Genomic DNA, 16,822 nt, shown 5'->3' with positions numbered 1-16,822 from the left:
GGGTTATAATCCGTTTCCTTCCTGCCGACAGAAGTTCCCGTTGGGGTAGGTCCTTTTGGAGACGACAATTATGCAGACCGTAGAACACAAGCTTTACATCGGCGGCGCGTGGGTGGAATCCGCGGGCGGAGTGCTCTTCGGAGACCTCAATCCGGCCACCGGGGAACTGATCGGCAACATTCATCAAGCGACGGGGGAGGACGTGGAGCGGGCCATCGCCGCCGCCTACGGCGCGAGAACATCGTGGGCGAACACGCCGGCGGCCCAGCGGGAACGGATCCTGCTGAAGGCGGCGGATATCGCCGAGTCGCAAACGGCGGCGCTGGTGGACCTGCTCATCACGGAGACGGGCGCGGCGGTGGGCTTCGCGCACTTCCAGGTCCACCTGGTGACCGATTTCCTGCGCGCCATGGCGGGAGAGTGCCGGCGCATCACCGGCGAAACCATGCCCATGCTGCAGCCCGGGCAGTTCTCGTTCTCCGTGCGACGGCCGCTGGGCGTGGTGGCCGGGATCGGGCCGTTCAACGCCGCCATGTTCCTGCCGCTGAAGAAAGTAGCCATGGCGCTGGCCGCCGGGAATACGTTCGTGCTGAAGCCCTCGGAAGAGACGCCGATCGTGGGGCTGAAGATCGCCGAGATCTTCGAGGCGGCGGGATTGCCGGCAGGGGTGCTGAACGTGGTTTCGGGGCCGGGGCCGGACATCGTGCGGCAACTGATCGCCGACCCGCGCGTGAAGCTGATCACGTTCACCGGATCGGACCGGGTGGGGCGACTCCTGGCCGCAGAGGCGGCGAAGTACTTCAAGCGCTTCGTGATGGAGCTGGGCGGGAAGAATCCGTTCATCGTGCTAAAGGACGCCGATATCGACTACGCGGTGGACTGCGCCGCCTTCGGGACCTACATCCACCAGGGACAGGTGTGCATGGCCAGCTCGCGGATCATCGTGGAAGACGCGGTGTACGACGAGTTCTGCAAGAAGTTCGTGGCCAAGACGAAGACAGTCAAGGTGGGCGATCCGCGGGATCCGGCGACGGTGATCGGGCCCATCATCCGCAAGTCGCACTGCGCCTTCGTGGACGGCCATATAGAAGATGCGGTGGCGCACGGAGCTAAACTGCTTACAGGCGGCACCCACGAGGGGCCGTTCTACCAGCCCACGGTGCTGGCGGAGGTGACTCCGAAGATGAAGGTGTACCACGAGGAAACGTTCGCGCCGGTGACCTCGATCATCCGGGTGAGGGACGCGGACCAGGCGCTGGAGGTGGCCAACGACACCAGCTATGGGCTTTCGTCCTCGGTGATGACGCGGGACATCGACACGGCGCTGAAGTTCGCGGAGCGGCTGGAGGCGGGCATGGTGCACATCAACGACTGCACGCTGCATGACGAACCCACCGCACCCTTCGGGGGAGTGAAGAACAGCGGCTTCGGACGGGAGAACGGGCGCTGCGGCATCGAAGAGATGACAGAAGTGAAGTGGATCACCATCCAGCAAGGGAAGCGGCCGTTCCCGTTCTAGGGGCTTTCTTCAATCCCACCCTTCGCTGGCGCGAAGGAGTGGGGCACCCTCAAGGGCCGAGCCGGTGCGAAAGGGGGTGGGCCGCCCGTCCGCTCAATGAGTTCGTCAAGGGTCAATATCATGAGCCACCTTTATCTTTCCCCTTGAACCAAGTACTTCGGCGATCATGCGTCGCCCTCGGCCAGGATCGCTCTTTCTAACGCGACGAACGAGTCTGCGGATGGTTCTCGCTGCCGAACTGGAAGGCCAGCCCAGCCTCAGGGCACTTTCCAAGCCTGAGGCGGCCCAATCCCGACCTGCGGGCGTCTTGCCGAATCGGGCGACGCGCATTAGAGTTGAAATCGATGCGCGCAACCTCCACTGTGCCCCTAAGAGGTCCGCAGCCGCAAAGGCAGCGGACCCCCGATTGCTCGGCACGTTTGACAGATACCACTGGACGAGGTCAAGAAACTGCTTCCGTTCGGTCGCGCTGGCGGGCGGCTTCTGAAATCCGAGACCGGTGAACGCGTTGAAACTGATCTCGTAAGAGATCGGGTTAGAAAAGTCCCGCATGAGTTTTCTCAGAACGGAGATGCCCTGCTCAGGCGTAGCGAGCAAGAAATACACTGCCCCTTGCCGAATGCGCCCATTGTGCGAATAGCGGCTATGCGCTAGCAGGCGCTGCATCGCTCGCCGTTGCTGCGCTCTCTCTTCCGCCGAAAGCTGCAGTCCAAGTTGCCTCAACTCCTCGAGAGGCGTGCTGCAGTAGCGGTCAGCGAGTCTGGCCGATTTCTTAAGCGTCAGGACGGTCCTGGCTTTCATTTGCGAACCGGAGAAGGGTTCTTGTTGATTTCTTTGATCAACTGTTCTATCGCCTTAGTATGGCCCTGTGCCTTTACGATTTCTTGGGCAACTTTCTCCTTAGTGCGGGTGGCCCACGCTTTCTGCGCTGCCACATAACCCGAGGGTGCCCAACTCCTTTGCGCAGCAAAGGGTATCGGATCTTGTACCCGCCTCGCCGTAAGCGTAGCAACGGAAGCCGCTCCAGCGCCAGAGCTTGGGCGAAGCCACTAGAAGCCATCAAGCCATCTGATAGGTATAGCGCTGAAGGCTTGAGGTGCTAACCGCAGCGGCTAAAGCCCATGATTTCCGCGGCCTTTCGGCACGGCTGAAGCCGTGCCCTGATACAAATCCAAGCTAGCAGCATTTCACGAGAGAGCCGCTAGTCTCGTCCGGCTTCGATGAGCTTTTCCGCCAGGCCCTTGGGGTTGGTGAAGAGCGCCTCGTGGCTGCCGGGCATCTGCACCAGGCGGCAGAGCCCCAGGCGGCTGGACATGCGGGGATGCCAGCCCCATTCGCCGGGAGGAAGCGCGATGTCCTCGGTGCAGTTGAGGAAGCTGCGGGGAATCTCGAGGGAATAGAACTTCTTCATGTCCAGCTTGTCCTGGAATGGCTGGTAGGGCTCGGGCGAAAGAGATTCGTAAGTGGACTTGGCGAGGGCGAGGTCGGCGTCGTTGATGAAGGCCTCGCGCCAGATGGGGAAAGGCGCCAGGACGGTGTGGTCGGCGGACTGGCGGACGAGCTGGTCGAACAGCTCGCGGTAGTAGGGCGGAATCTCATCGAGCAGGCAGTTGCCGTCCTGGAGCACGAAGGCGTTCCAGAAAACCAGGCGGCGGATGCGCTCGGGCATGACTTCGGCGACCTTGGCGATGATGGTGCCGCCGAAGCTGTGTCCCACCAGAACGAAATCGCGCAGGTCGTTGCCGGCGATGTAGTCCACGATGGACTGGGTGCATTGGGCGTGATTGACGGCCTTGTTGCTGTCCTTGCCGTGGCCGGCGATGGTGGGAGTGAAGACGGTGTGACCTGCCGCTTTCAGGTGCTGCGCGGTCTGGCTCCAGGCGTCGCCGCTGTGCCAAGAGCCGTGAATCAGAACGAAGTTGGACATTTGCGATCTCCTACGATACGTGTGCTGCCGCGAACCGCCGCTAGCGGCGGAACCTGGGAATAATCTCGCGGCCGATCAAGTGCAGCGCCTGCTCGAAATCGGGGCCGAGAGGGTGGCCGAAAGCAATGTGCGTGACTCCCGCGGCGATCATGGTTTCCATCTGCGGGATGACGTCGGAAGGACGGCCTGCCACCGAGCACTTCTGCACGGAGAGGTCGGAGACATAGGTCGCGCCCTCCTCGAAGTTGCCACGCGCTGCCGCTTCGCGGACGCGACGAATCTCCTCGGGCGCGATGCCGGCCACCTCGGTCATGGGATGCAGGTACGGCAGGTACACCGCCAGGGCCAGACGAGCCATCTTGCGCGCGGCCTCGCGGTCGTTGGAGATGGCGCATAAAGGTCCGGCGGCGATGCCGATGTCTTTCGGGTCACGGCCGGCCCGGCGCGCGCCCATGTCGATGTTCTGACGGATGATCTTGACGTAGTCGGGGTTCCACAGGCAGTCGGACTTGGTTTCCGTGGCCAGCTCGCCCGCCACCTGGCACATCTTCGGGCCCCAGGTACCGACGAAAATCGGCACATCGGCGCGCAAAGGCTTCCAGCGCAGCGAGGCCTCGGGCGTGGCGGTGAACACCTGGCCCTGGAACGGAGTGCGGTCGCCGGCCAGCAGACGTCGTATGAGCCGGATGGCTTCCCGCACCGCGGTGATGGGCCGCTCAGGGTGGATGCCAAGGAACTCATAAAAGGCTCCGCGTCCGATGCCCAGAATCGCCCGGCCCTCGCTGATCTCATCGAGTTCGGCCAGGTTGCCGGCCGTGTAGGCCGGATGGACAAGAAAGGGATGCACGATGGCCGGCCCTACCTGCACGCGTTCGGTGTGCTCCGCAATGAGGGTAAGGATGGGCCAGGTGGGCTTGAACATCAGGTCGTCGTACACAGTGATGGCGTCGAAGTCGTACTGCTCCACCATGCGAGCCAGCCGGATGTACTCCTTCAAAGGCTTGCTGCCTTGAAAGGCAATGCTGAATCGAATCGCCAAGTCACACCTGCCAAGAGCGTCTACGTTGCGTGCGGTTGAGCGCGCCGCGCGATGTTGTTATCCGTACCGAGCACCCATCTTCCGAATCAGGACCGGCGCAAATGACTCTGGGCAGAACCTGCAACCGGAGCGAGCGCTCCCTCCATTTCCGCCAGGAGTTCGTCGGTGGTCATCACGCGGCCGAACAGCAACTCGATGTTGCGCAGCGTGGCCTCATGCATGGCTGCGTCAAAGGTCGCGTTGGCGTCGCTGGGGAAGGCCACCTGGTAGTCGCGCATGAAGGCGGTGCGCGCGGTGGATTCGCAGCAAGCGTTGGTGGCGGTGCCGGTGACGATGACGGTCTCCACGTGGTGAAAGCGGAGGATGGCGTCGAGGTCGGTCTCGAAGAAGGCGTCGAACTTGTGCTTCACAATGCGGTATTCGAGCGCGCCTTCTTCGGGCTGCAACATCTCGGGATACATGTCGAAGCTGGGTTCGCCACTCCACAGCACGCGCTGCTGCTGGATGATGGGAAACTTGCGCAGCATCAGGCCGCCGTAGGGAGGCCGGTGGTCGGACTGGGTCCAGACGATGGGCATGCGGTGTTCGCGGGCAAAGCGGATGAGCCGTTCCAGGCGCGGCAGCATGGCGCGCGCCCCCGGCGTCTCAAAGGGAGCGCCCTCGGCGACGAAGGCATTCTGCATGTCAATGACGATGAGAGCCGACCGCCGGGGATCGGCGGTGAAGAAGTCACTGGGCTTGAGATTGGAAGACATGGCGCTATGTTCTCCGGCAAGCAGCGGGCCGCGTCCCGAGATCAGCGGCTGGGCTTTTTCCAGATGCCGCGGTCGTGCATGAGGCGGATCTGGCGCTTGATGACCTTGGACTTGTACTCGGCGTGCTTCATGGGCTCGCGCTTGAGATACAGGTTCTTGGGGTAAATGGGCTTTTCGTACAGGATCTGGTAAAGCTCGGTGCGGAGGTCCTTGAGCCAGTTGTCCCACTGCGCGCGGGCGCGATGGTCGCGCAGGGCCTCGATGTCGATGACGCCGGCCACGTAGGTGGCGCAGCCGCTGTATTCCTGACGGCCCACGATCTGTCCCTTGTAATTGATGACGAACGAGCGCCCGCCGAAGGTGTCGATGGGGGTGGCGCTTTCGGGGAAGAGGTAGTAGGTGCCGAGGTTGGGCGCTACGACATAGAAGTTGTTGTCCAGGGCGCGAGCGCGGCTTTGGATCTCGAAGAAATCGTTGCCGGTCCCGGGATGCGGGTAGGAGGCACGGTAGACGACTTCGGCGCCGTTGAGGGCCAGCGCGCGGGCGTTCTCGGGATAGGAGCCTTCGTTGGCCATCATGATGCCGAGGCGGCCGATCTCGGTATCCACGACCGGCCAGAAGGCGTCCAGGTTGCGACCGTATTTTTCCACCCACCAGTCGTAGACATCGTGCGGGCAAACCGAATGCTCGACGGGGAACAGCGGGGAAACCTTGTAGTGCTTGAGGATGACCTTGCCGCGCGGATTGATGACGAAGCCGACGTTGAAGAAACGGTCTTTCAGATCGGGATGGCGGGCCTTGGCCTGGGCCATGATGAAGGAGTTGTATTCGCGGGCGATTTTGCCCAGTTCCTCGGTCTCCTCGCCGGGAATGTCAATGGCGCACTTGCGGGCGAACTGGACATGGTCGAGGTCGAGGACCTCGTCATTGAAGGCCTGTAAGCCGCCCTCGGGCACGACGATGAGGCGCACGGGGATATCGAGAGCGGAGAGCCAACTGGCGGCCTTCACCAGGTGCTTGAGGTGCTCGAGGTTGACCTTGATGTCTTTGCGGGTGCGGATACCACGAATGGCAGGGATGAGACCGACGGCTGTATAGGGCTTGATCATGGCTTCCTGAAAGGGCCGGAACAGAACCGCGAGCGGCCCAAGCTGCGGCCGGCCGGGAGGGCAGAGCCTCCCGGCCGACGGTTGGAAGAATCCGCTAGAAGCTCAAGCGGATGGAGAACTGAATCTGCCGTGCCGGCGCAGCGAACTTGGGCGTCCCGAAGCCGGCGGGCGTGGTGATGCCATCGCCGAACTCCTGCGGAATCGGGGTAAAGAAATCGGGAGCGCCGTACACGTGGCTTACGTCCTGGACGTTGACGATGTTGAACAGGTTGAAGAACTCCGCGCTGAAATCCGCCCGAAGCTTCTCGGTAAGCGGGAATCCCCGTTGGACCCGCAAGTCCATATTGAAATAGGGATCGCCCTTGTACGAGTTGCGTCCGATGGTGCCGACGCGGTCGGAGAAGGGGAAGATATCGCCGTTGGTGTCGAAGCCGGCATTGATGGTGAAGAAGCGCGCACTCTGCGCGTTCATCAGGATGGAAGCCTTGAAGTCGCGCACGATGCGCGGCCACTGCTTGGGCGACTCGCCCAACACCGCCACGGTGAGGCGATGGCGGATGTCATTGTCGCCGACGGAGCGGTCCAAGTCGTGCCGCAAGTAGTTTTCCGGCACGTTGGGCAGGTTGATGGTGGTGGAGATATCGATGGACTTGGAATAGGTGTAGTTGGCCAGGATGCTGTAGTGATTGGCAAAGTTCTTGCGCAGGCTAGCTGTGCCCGCATGGTAGATGGAGAATCCCGCGGGATGCACGTAGAGCGTGAAGCCGAAACTGGGATCGGCCGGGCAGAAGGTCTCCTTGCCGACCGGGGTGGGAGCCACGGAACCGGCCGGAGCGCAAGGGAGAGGAACGCCGGTGACGGGGTCGCGTCCATTCGGGTTGGGAAGGCCATTCACGCTGTCGTAGATGGGCAGGTTCAGGGCGTGAATGTACTGGTATCCGGCGGAGAAGAACCAGTTCTTGCTGAGCTCATGTTCCAGCTCGAGGCTGGCCAGTTGCGAATAGGCGTTGGGGAAATCCCTTATTGCGTAGCCCAACGGGAACTGCAGCGGGAAGGGACCGATGGGCGTGGGGTAGGCGCCCGTGCTGGCAAAGTTAAAGAAGGCAGAAGGTCCGGGGAAGATGCCGGATGGCAGCCCGACTGCCCCGGAAGCTCCAAATCCAATGAGGGTGTTATTGGGATCGGAGAATTCCGGCAGCAAGGGCGGGCCGAAGGGACCGACGTTCGAATCGAGCATGTAGGTGAACTCGGAAGCGCCGATCCAGCTCACCAGGATGTCACTGTAAACGAAAGGAGCGGTGAACAGGCCGTAGCCACCGCGCAGGACGTCCTTGCCGCCTCGGAACGAGTAGGCGAACGCGATGCGTGGCTGGAAGTTGTTGTAGTCGGTGGGATGGAAAGCACCGGGGCTCACCAGATCGGGGCCGGTGGTCTTGGTATCGACGGCCGACGGAAGGACATCGACGTCGTAGCGAAGGCCAAGGGTCAGACTGAGGTTGGGCTTCACCCGCCACTGGTCCTGCACGTAGAGCGAATAGAGCTTGTGCACGTAGCTGACTCGGGTGCTGTTGTCGAAGATGGAGGCCGCGGGACCGGTGAACAGGTCGCTAAAGAAGGGAGCGGTGCGCGCGGGGATGGGCTGGCCGAAGAATTCGCGCGGCTCGAGGAAAAGGAAGACTTCCTCGATGGGCTGGGTGACCGTGGGGCGACAGCCGGAGATGGGCAGTCCGAAGAAGCCGTCGGGGCAGAAGACCCCGAAGCCAGGAGTGAACAGCGGCACCTGGGTGTTGGTCCAGACGGGCTGGACCTCACCGCCGAATCTGACGGTGTGCTTGCCGTGCGTCCAGGTAACGTTTTCCGCAAACTGCACGCGCTGCTCGCGATAGAAGCGGACGCTGCCCACGAATCCGCCGCCGGAAAGCAGATTGGGAATGCTGATGGCGGGTTCCAGCCCTGCGCCTTTGGGGATGAGGTCGAAGGTGCGGCGGCCGTACTGCAACAGCGTGGAGGTGGTCCACTCCGGTGAAAGGACGTGGATCAGGTTGGTGTACACAGTCTGGTCGCGGACCGGGTTATCGCGGTACGAAGACGGCAAGCCCTCGCCCGGAGGCGCGCCACGGACGTTTTCCTTGCGGGTGTCGTTGAACAGGTAGCCGATGTTCCAGAAGGTGCGCTCGCTCAGGACGTTGTTGATCTTGACGAAGAACTTGTCGTAGTTGTCCACGGAAAGGATGGAGCCCAGAGTCTCCGGCTGCAAGCCGAAGAACTGCTTGCTGCCGTTGATGCTGAGACAACCGGGATTGAAGGTTCCGGGCGGCGGCAACACCGGGCAGGTGGCTGGATTCGGGTTGATGGTGTTGAGGATGAAACTGGAGTAAATGGGCGACTCCGCCCGGCGCTGGCCTTCATACCCGGCGAAGAAGAAGTTCTTTTCCCTGCGGAGCGGTCCGCCCAAGGTGCCGCCGAACTGGTTGAATCGCAGGGTGGTAAACCCGGGCGCCGACAGAAGATTATTGGCATTCAACGCGTTGTTGCGAAAGTACTCGTACAAGGTGCCGTGCAGGTCATTGGTGCCGGACTTGGTGATGGTGTTGACGACCGAACCCAGGCTGCGTCCGGTGTCGGTGTTGTAAGGGCTTTCCACGACCCGGAATTCCTGCACCCAGTCCTGGGAAGGGCTGACGCGCTGCACGCCCGAGATGCTGGTGGTGTAGTCGATGCCGTCGAGCGCGAAGAAGGAAGTGTGGCTCTCGCGCGTGCCGCCGAAACTGAGCTTGAGGACGGTCTCGGTGAAGGGCGACTGGGCGCCGACCGCAGTACTTCTTCCCACCGCCACCGAGGGGGTGAGCAATACGAAGTCGATGAAGTCGCGTCCGGAGATGGGAAGATCGGCGATCTTGCGCGACTCGATGACCTGGCTGACGTCAGACTTTTCCGGATCGATGGTCTGGGCCGTAGCCTGCACCTCGACCTGCTGGCGCACCTCGATCCCCAAGCGGACGGTGAGAGTCGCGATCTGGCCGACGGTGAGTTGCACGGGAACGGTTTGCGGGCTGAAGGTTTTGGCCTCTGCCGTCAGGTCGTAGCTGCCGGCGGGAACGCCCGCAAGCACAGCCGAGCCATTGGCGTCGGTGACGGCGGTACGCTTCGCGCCGGTCTCCTTGTTTCTCAGTGTGACGTTGGCGCCGGGAACGACGGCTCCGGTGGAGTCATCCACGGTCAGCCTCAAAGTAGCCAGTTGCTGGCCGAGGGCGCTGCCCATGAGAAACACGACTGCAGCAATCAATGTCGCAATCACTTCAACGAAACGTCGACGCATGGCCCTAGTCCCCCTTGCAAGGCAGCGAGTCTGTCACTTCGAATGATTTAAATCAAGTGGAATCTTGCGTTTAGCGGTCAGGCGTTGCGATCGGGTCGAGCTCGAATCAACGCCTTGGGGAGAGGTCATCAAAGCTTACCGAGTCCGGCGAGAATCTTTTCGGGAGTAATGGGCAAGTCACGCACGCGTACGCCCACTGCATCGTAGATGGCGTTAGCGATAGCAGGGGCGGGGACGATGAGGCAAGACTCGGCCAGCGACTTGGCGCCAAAAGGCCCTGTAGGTTCGTTGGATTCCACGAATATGCTTTCGATCCGAGAGGGCATCTCCAATGCGGTGGGGATCTTGTAATTGAGGAAGTCCGCCGCCAGGCAGGCGCCGTTGGAATGATCGAAGGCCAGGTCTTCCATGAGCGCATAGCCGAGTCCCTGCTGAAAGCCGCCTTCGACCTGTCCTTCGGCTCCGGTGGGATTGATGACGCGGCCGATATCGTGGGCGAACACGACGCGAAGCACTTTGACTTCGCCGGTTTCGGTGTCCACTTCGACCTCGACGAATTCGGCGGTCGCGGGAGAAGGATTGGAGGTCGGCGCCAGCGAGGCCATTCCCAGGATGGTTCCTTTTTCGTCGAGGGAAGTCTTGCGCATACCGTCCGGGACCATCTGGATGTAGGGAGACTCGGCCTGGCGGACAACATCGGCAACGGAGACCGAGCGGTCGGGCGAACCCTTGACGCGCACCAAGCCGTTCGCCGTCTCCAATTCTTCGGGCGGTGCCTGCAGCATGGGTCCGGCGATGGCCAGGAGACGCTTCTTGGCCGAAGCGGCGGCAGCGCGCACAGCGTTGCCGGAGGAATAGGTCACGCGGCTGGCGTGGCTGGGAGCGTCGAAGGGCACAGTCTCGGTGTCGGCGTAGGTGATGCGCACCGCTTCGAAGGGCACGCCCAATTCTTCAGCCGCAATCTGGGCGAGTACCGTGTGCTGCCCGCAGCCCATGTCGATGGTGGCGGTGGAGAGATCGACGCTGCCATCCACGTTGAGCTTGAGGATGGCCCCGGAATGCTCATAGATGTCCGGGAAGCCCACGCAGCCGCTCACCCAAAGCGGCTGGCAGGCGAATCCGGTACCGCGTCGCTTGCTGCCGTTGGACCGGTTGGCGTGCCGCTGGTTCCAGCCGATTTTCGCCGATCCCTGCTGGAGACAGTCTGCCAGCCGATAGGTGGAGAGCGTGAACGACGGCTCGAAAGGATGAGGCTCGCCCTCCCGGTGCGCATTCTTCAGGCGGAACTCGATGGGATCGAGCTTCATGGCATGGCAAATCTCGTCGACGTGCGACTCCACGGCAAAGGCAGCTTGCGGGGCGCCATAGCCGCGGAAGCCTCCACCAATCATGTTGTTGGTGTAGACGGAACAGCCCTCCCACTTCTGGTTGGGACAGCGATAGGGCAGCAGAAAGCCGTAGAAGCCATGCACCATCAGGACCACGGCACCGTGGGTGGCGTGTGAACCCGTGTCCAGAATGCTCTTGGCGTAGCGGGCGGTGAAGGTGCCATCCTTCTTGACACCGGTCTTCAGGTGGATCTTGATGGGGTTGCGCGCGGTGGTGATGAAATCCTCATAGCGGGTGTGTTCGGCGCGTACGGGACGGCCGGCCTTCAGGCTGAGCAGGGCGCAGATAGGCTCGATGAAGCCCATGTCGAGCTTGCCGCCAAAACCGCCGCCAATGTAAGGCGGCCGCACTACCTTGACCTTGCCCACCGGAATCCCGAGGGCGAAAGCCAGCTTCTCCCGCAATCCGAACAGGTGCTGGGTGGAGGACCAGACGGTCAAGTTGCCGCGAGCGTCGCTGTCGACCACGCAGACGCGCGGCTCCATGTAGCAGGTGTGCACCCGCTGCGTCTGATAGGTGTTCTCGAAAATAAAGTCCGCTTCGGCGAAGCCTTTCTCCAGGTCTCCAAAACTGAACGAAGGGTTGAGGGCAATGTTATTGGGGGCGTGTGCGTGGATCTGCGGCGCTCCCGGCTTCATGGCCTCCTCGGGATCCAACACGGCGGGAAGCTGCTGGTACTCCACGTGAATCAGTTCCAGCGCCTTCTCCGCAATCTCCGGCCGGGTGGCGGCCACTGCGGCCACAGGCTCGCCGGCGAAGCGCACGGTGTCGCTGAGGATGAGCATGTCGCGGACCATGCTCAGGGCTTCGCTGGGTGCGAAATACACAGGGTGGAACTTGATCTGGGGCACATCCGAAGGCACCAGCACCGCCTTGACGCCGGGCAGCCGCTCCGCCTCAGCGGTATCCACTTGAAGGATGCGGGCGTGGGGGTAAGGGCTGCGAAGGATCCGGGCGTGCAGCATTCCGGGAAGGCGAACGTTGACCGGGTAGCCTTTGCCGCCGGTGACCTTGTCGTAGGCATCGGGCTTGGGGATCGGATTTCCTATGACGTTCATGGACATCGCGTGCCCTCGTTCAGCCGCGAGTAGCGGCCATGCGGATAGCGTCGACGATCTTCTGATAACCGGTGCAACGGCACAGATTTCCGGCGATGCCGCCGCGTATCTGCTCATCACTCGGGGACGGACTCTCTGACAGGAAGGACTTGGCCGCCAGAATCATTCCGCAGGTGCAGTAACCGCACTGGACTGCTCCGGTCTGGATGAACGCTTCCTGCAGGGGATCCAGTTTGCCGTTGCTCTTGAGCCCCTCGATGGTGGTGATCTTCCTGCCCTGGGCTGCCATGGCAAAGAGCATGCAGGAATAGACCGCCTGGCCATCGAGGAGCACGGTGCAACAGCCGCAGCCGCCGGTGTCGCATCCTTGCTTGGTGCCCATCAGACCAAGGTCTTCGCGCAACACGCCGAGCAAGGTGTCGTGGGGCTCAGCCATGACCTCATGGGGTTCACCATTGATATTGAGCTGGATGACCTGTTTCATCGCTTCTCCTGAGCCGGCCCGCGCTCGATGCCAAGGCGCTCCAGCGCCTGCCCCAGGGCCCGGCGTACCAGCACCTTGGCCAAGGCACTGCGATACTTCGCCGAGGCCCGATGATCGGAAACGGGGTGGACGTCAGAAGTCACCTTCTCGGCGGCCTCTGCCACCAGTCCGGCAGTGATCTGCTTTCCGGCGAGGACCTTCTCAGAAGAGAGCGCCCGCACCGGCGTCTTGCCAACCCCACCGCCCAGGACGACGCGCGCTTCGCGGCAAGTTCCCGGATCGACAAGCGTGAGCCGCACGGCCACGTTGAGCACTGCCAGGTCATTGGCGTTGGTTTCCATCTTGAGGAAGGCGCTGGCTGACTTCGGCGGCAAGCGGGGGATGCGCACTTCGGTCAGGAACTCATCCGGCTGCAACGCACTCTCGAAGTAGTCAAGGAAGAATTCGTGCAAAGGGATGGCGCGCTTCCCACGCGGCCCGAGAACGTGGACCGAGGCGTCCAGCGCCAACAATGCCACGGGCAAATCAAACAGCGGTGAGGCCGCGGCAAGGCATCCGCCTACCGTGGCCAGATTGCGGATCTGGGCCGGGGGATAGCGCAGCGAGTCCGCAATGCCGGCAAAGGGGGCAGTCTGTAGCGGATTGGCGGCCGCGAGAGTGGCCATGGTGGTGGCCGCTCCCATGACCAGCGCGTCCTGTTCTTGCCGAACGTAGGAAAGCCCGGCGCCCTGCAGATCGATGAGGGCATCCAGGTGCAAGCCCAGGCCGCGGGCCGCGACGCCGTGCAGAAAGGTTCCGCCACCGAGGATCCGGGCCGCAGCACCATAGCGGCCCAGCAGTTCCACCACTTCCGCCGGGTTGGCCGGCCGGAAGTACTGCTTGATCTCGGTCACTGCCATTCCATCCTCCCTCCGACAGGGCAGGGGCCGAACAGGCCCGCCGCCCTAGAACGTCAGGCGAAGCGCGAACTGCAACTGGCGCGCGTCGCCGATGCTGCGGGGCTGGCCGAAGCCGGGATTCGCTCCGCCCACGCCATCCCCGAACTGCCGCGGTTCCGGCCCGATGAGGTCGGGCGCGCCGTAGATGTTATTCACATCAAGCACATTGGCGCGGTTGAACAGGTTGAAGACCTCGAAGCTGAAATTCAGGTGCGCTTCGCTCTTGGAGATGGTGAAGGGGATGTCGCGCTGCACGCGCAGGTCGATATTGTGAAACACATCGCCGCGATAGGTATTGCGGCCCAGCCGGCCGACGCGATCGGTGAAGGGGAAGCCGTCGCCGTTGACGTCGAATCCGACCTGAACCGCCTGGTAGCGCGGGGTTTGCAGGGTCGTGGTGAGGCCCAGGCTCCAGTTCTTGGCCAGCCAGTTACGGAACGGTGAATCCGCCAGTCCGGTAAGGATGAAGCGGTGCGCTACGTGATTATCGGATACCGCACGCTCCAGGTCCTTGCGCAGGTAGTTCTCCGCCCCGGTGGCGTACTGGATGGTGGTTTGATTGTCAATCGACTTCGACCAGGTGTAGTTGGCGGTGAAGTTGAAGTGGTGGCTGAAGCGCTTGTTCACGGTGACGAAGCCGGCGTGATAGATGGAGTACCCAGCGGGCTCATCCAGGAAAGCGAAGCCGAAGTTGGGGTCGGCGAGCGCCAGCCTTTCCTTCCCGTTGGGCAGGAACCCGTCGGGCCTGACATTGGTCTGGCATCCACAGTAGTGGATCTTGAGCGCGTGAATGAAGGAGTAGCCCACCGAAATCTGCACGTCCTTGCCTAACTGCCGCTCCACCTGCAGACTGGCGTTTTCCGCATAGGGATTGGGGAAATCGCGGGTTGTGAAGCCGTGCGAAAACCCGATGAGTTGCGACGGATCCGGGTAGGTGCCGGTGGCCGTGAAGTTGGCAAAGGCCACACCCGCGGTGAAGGGGCCGGGGACGACGCCCACGGGCCCGAAAAAGGCCAGGCCCACCAGAGTCTCGGTGGGATTGACGAACGCACCCACGAAGGGGTTGTTCATGTAGCCGTTGACGGGGCCAAAAGCGGTCGTGGTTCCCACCAGCTCGCTCCAGTTGAAGGGGCCGGTGTAGATGCCGAAGCCACCACGGATCACCGTCTTGTCGTCCGGGGAATAGGCGAATCCGACGCGAGGCTGGAAGTTGTTGCGGTCCGGCTGATACCAGTCGCGCTCGTGGAAAGGCCGGGTTTCATTGTCGTACCTCAATCCGAATGTCAGGGTAAAGCGCGAACCGATACGCCACTTATCCTGGATATACAGGCTGTAAATCTGCCGGGTGAAATCCGCGGAGGAAGCGGCGTCGAATTCGTCGAACATGGTCTGAGGCAGCAGGCCGGCCTGCCAGTCGGTGCCGCGCGGGATCAAGGGCTGACCCCAGAGGGACCGCGGCATGCCGAAGTAGAACACCAAGGCGGTCGGGCCGAGGCCAGAGAAATCGCCGCAGCCGAACACATTGGGCGTGCCAAAGTAGCTGTCCGGGCAAAAGGCCGCCACGCCCGGGGTGAACATCGGGGACTTGGTGGTGTTCCAGATGTTGTGAAACTCCCCGCCGAACTTGAGGGTGTGATTGCCGAAGGTGTAGGTCACATTCTGGCCGACCTGCAGCCGGTTCTCGCGGTAGAAGGTGAAGCTTCCCACGGGGCCGCCGGATTGCGCCAGGTTGACCAGGGCCATGAACGGTTCGCGACCGGCGCCTACGGGATCCAAGTGGAAAGTACGACGAGCGAACTGCACGATGGTGTCGGTGGCAACCCGGGGGGAGAAGGTGTGAATCAGGTTGGCGGCCACGGACTGATCCCGAATGGGGTTGGAGCGGAAGCTGCTCGGCAATCCCAGTCCCGGAGGGGCGCCAGGCGTGTCTTCATTGCGCTCGTCGGAAAACAGGTAGCGCGTCGTCAGCAGCGTGTTGCTGGAGAACTGGTGGTCCGCCTTGCCGATGAGCTTGTCGTAATCGTTGACGATGAGGACTGAGGCCAGGTTCTCCGGCTGCAGGCCGAAGAAATTCTTGGTGCCGTTAATGCTGATACATGCCGGATTGAATGTACCGGGCGGCGGGAGGACGGGGCAGGCGACCGGGTCCGGGTCGATGGTGGCCAAGATGAAGCTGGAGTAGATGGGCGACTGCCCCCGGCGCTGTCCCTCGTATCCGGTGAAGAAGAAGGTCTTTTCCTTGACAATGGGTCCGCCGAGATTGACACCAAACTGGTTCAGGCGGATTACATTGGAAGTTGCCAGGGGATTGTTCGCATTGATGGCGCCGTTGCGGAAGAACTCGTAGGCTCCGCCATGGAACCGGTTGGTGCCGGACTTGGTGACGGTGTTGACGATCCCGCCTAGAGTGCGCCCTACTTCGGACTCGTAGCTTCCGGTGACCACGCGAAACTCCTGTACCCAGTCCTGGGCGGGAGAAGCGCGTTGCAAGCCGGAGAGTCCGGTGGTGTAGTCGACACCATCCAGCGAGATGAATACCGAGTGGGTCTCTCGCACTCCGCCGAAACTCAGTTTGGGGGTCTGTTCGGTGAACGGCGCCTGACTGCCCACCGAGGTGCTGTTGCCGAGGGTGACTTCGGGCGTCAGCATCACGAAGTCGATGAAGTTGCGTCCCTTGATGGGCAGGTTGTGAATCTGCCGTTCGCTCAGGACCTCACTCACCTCGGCCTTGTAGGTGCTCACGCCCTCTTCGGTCGCCGACACCGTGACTTCCTGTGTGGTCTCCACCACCAGGGTCATAGGAACGGAAGCACTCTGACCGACCTCCAGGTGAAGGGTGCGGGTGGCCGGCTTGAAGTGTTCGGCCGTGACACCCAGCTCGTATACCCCGGGGGGAAGGTTGACGATTTGCGCGAACCCGTGGCCATCCGCCGTGGCTTCACGCTGCAATCCCGTGGCGATGCTCTTGAGAACGACCTTGGCCTGGGGAATCACCGCCCCGGTCTGGTCCTGGATGGAAATGGAAACGCTGGCCAAAGTTTGAGCTTGAGCCACCGGAAGAACCAGCGCGAGGCAAATCGCCACACCCAAGGCCAACACTGCGCGATGTGTATTTCTGGGTCCAGTTGTCATCATTTTCTCCCGCAAAAAAGGGGAGCTTAGGTTCATCCCCCGGATGGCGAAGAGGATGGCCGCAGGCAGCGGTCGTGTCAGTGACTCGTGACCGGAGCACCTGTGAGCTACGTACACCGAGGTGTGACGACCGTCACAGGTCGGGGTCGAGCG

10 protein-coding genes are annotated in these 16,822 nt (G+C 62.1%); 1 reads left to right on the top strand and 9 read right to left on the bottom strand.

The annotated features are described in order from the left end of the window. The first annotated feature begins 70 nt into the window (after window positions 1-70). Window positions 71-1,519 carry an aldehyde dehydrogenase family protein gene (locus tag VLE48_01375; protein HSA91636.1) on the top strand — a complete coding sequence of 483 codons (1,449 nt, stop codon included), beginning with the start codon at window positions 71-73 and terminating at the stop codon, window positions 1,517-1,519. Between the two features lie 1,201 nt (window positions 1,520-2,720). Here VLE48_01375 and VLE48_01370 read toward each other — a convergent pair. The 9 genes from VLE48_01370 to VLE48_01330 all read right to left on the bottom strand — a co-directional run bounded on the left by VLE48_01370 (window position 2,721) and on the right by VLE48_01330 (window position 16,591). Then, entirely contained in the window at window positions 2,721-3,446 is a 726-nt protein-coding gene (locus tag VLE48_01370) for an alpha/beta hydrolase family protein (protein ID HSA91635.1), read from the bottom strand. Window positions 3,447-3,486: 40 nt separating this feature from the next. Then, window positions 3,487-4,485, bottom strand: a complete 999-nt coding sequence (locus VLE48_01365) for an LLM class flavin-dependent oxidoreductase (GenBank protein HSA91634.1) — start codon at window positions 4,483-4,485, stop codon at window positions 3,487-3,489. 86 nt (window positions 4,486-4,571) lie between these two features. After that, window positions 4,572-5,240 (bottom strand): isochorismatase family cysteine hydrolase, encoded by a 669-nt coding sequence (locus VLE48_01360; protein HSA91633.1) that lies wholly within the window; start codon window positions 5,238-5,240, stop codon window positions 4,572-4,574. Between the two features lie 41 nt (window positions 5,241-5,281). Next, a complete protein-coding gene (locus VLE48_01355) occupies window positions 5,282-6,349 on the bottom strand; it encodes a nitrilase-related carbon-nitrogen hydrolase (GenBank protein HSA91632.1) in 1,068 nt (355 codons plus the stop codon). A gap of 94 nt (window positions 6,350-6,443) precedes the next feature. Continuing rightward, window positions 6,444-9,668 carry a TonB-dependent receptor gene (locus tag VLE48_01350; GenBank protein HSA91631.1) on the bottom strand — a complete coding sequence of 1,075 codons (3,225 nt, stop codon included), beginning with the start codon at window positions 9,666-9,668 and terminating at the stop codon, window positions 6,444-6,446. Between the two features lie 128 nt (window positions 9,669-9,796). After that, window positions 9,797-12,115 carry a molybdopterin cofactor-binding domain-containing protein gene (locus VLE48_01345; GenBank protein ID HSA91630.1) on the bottom strand — a complete coding sequence of 773 codons (2,319 nt, stop codon included), beginning with the start codon at window positions 12,113-12,115 and terminating at the stop codon, window positions 9,797-9,799. Between the two features lie 19 nt (window positions 12,116-12,134). Further along, entirely contained in the window at window positions 12,135-12,599 is a 465-nt protein-coding gene (locus tag VLE48_01340) for a (2Fe-2S)-binding protein (GenBank protein ID HSA91629.1), read from the bottom strand. After that, on the bottom strand, window positions 12,596-13,498 hold the full coding sequence (locus tag VLE48_01335) for an FAD binding domain-containing protein (protein ID HSA91628.1): 903 nt from the start codon (window positions 13,496-13,498) through the stop codon (window positions 12,596-12,598). Before VLE48_01335 ends, VLE48_01340 begins: the two co-directional genes overlap by 4 nt. A 45-nt stretch (window positions 13,499-13,543) precedes the next feature. Beyond that, on the bottom strand, window positions 13,544-16,591 hold the full coding sequence (locus VLE48_01330; GenBank protein ID HSA91627.1) for a TonB-dependent receptor: 3,048 nt from the start codon (window positions 16,589-16,591) through the stop codon (window positions 13,544-13,546). Window positions 16,592-16,822: the final 231 nt, after the last annotated feature.

The sequence above is a fragment of the Terriglobales bacterium genome (genome assembly GCA_035454605.1).
Taxonomy (GTDB): Bacteria; Acidobacteriota; Terriglobia; order Terriglobales; family Acidobacteriaceae; genus DATMAB01.
This window is presented reverse-complemented; position numbering and strand designations above follow the sequence as displayed.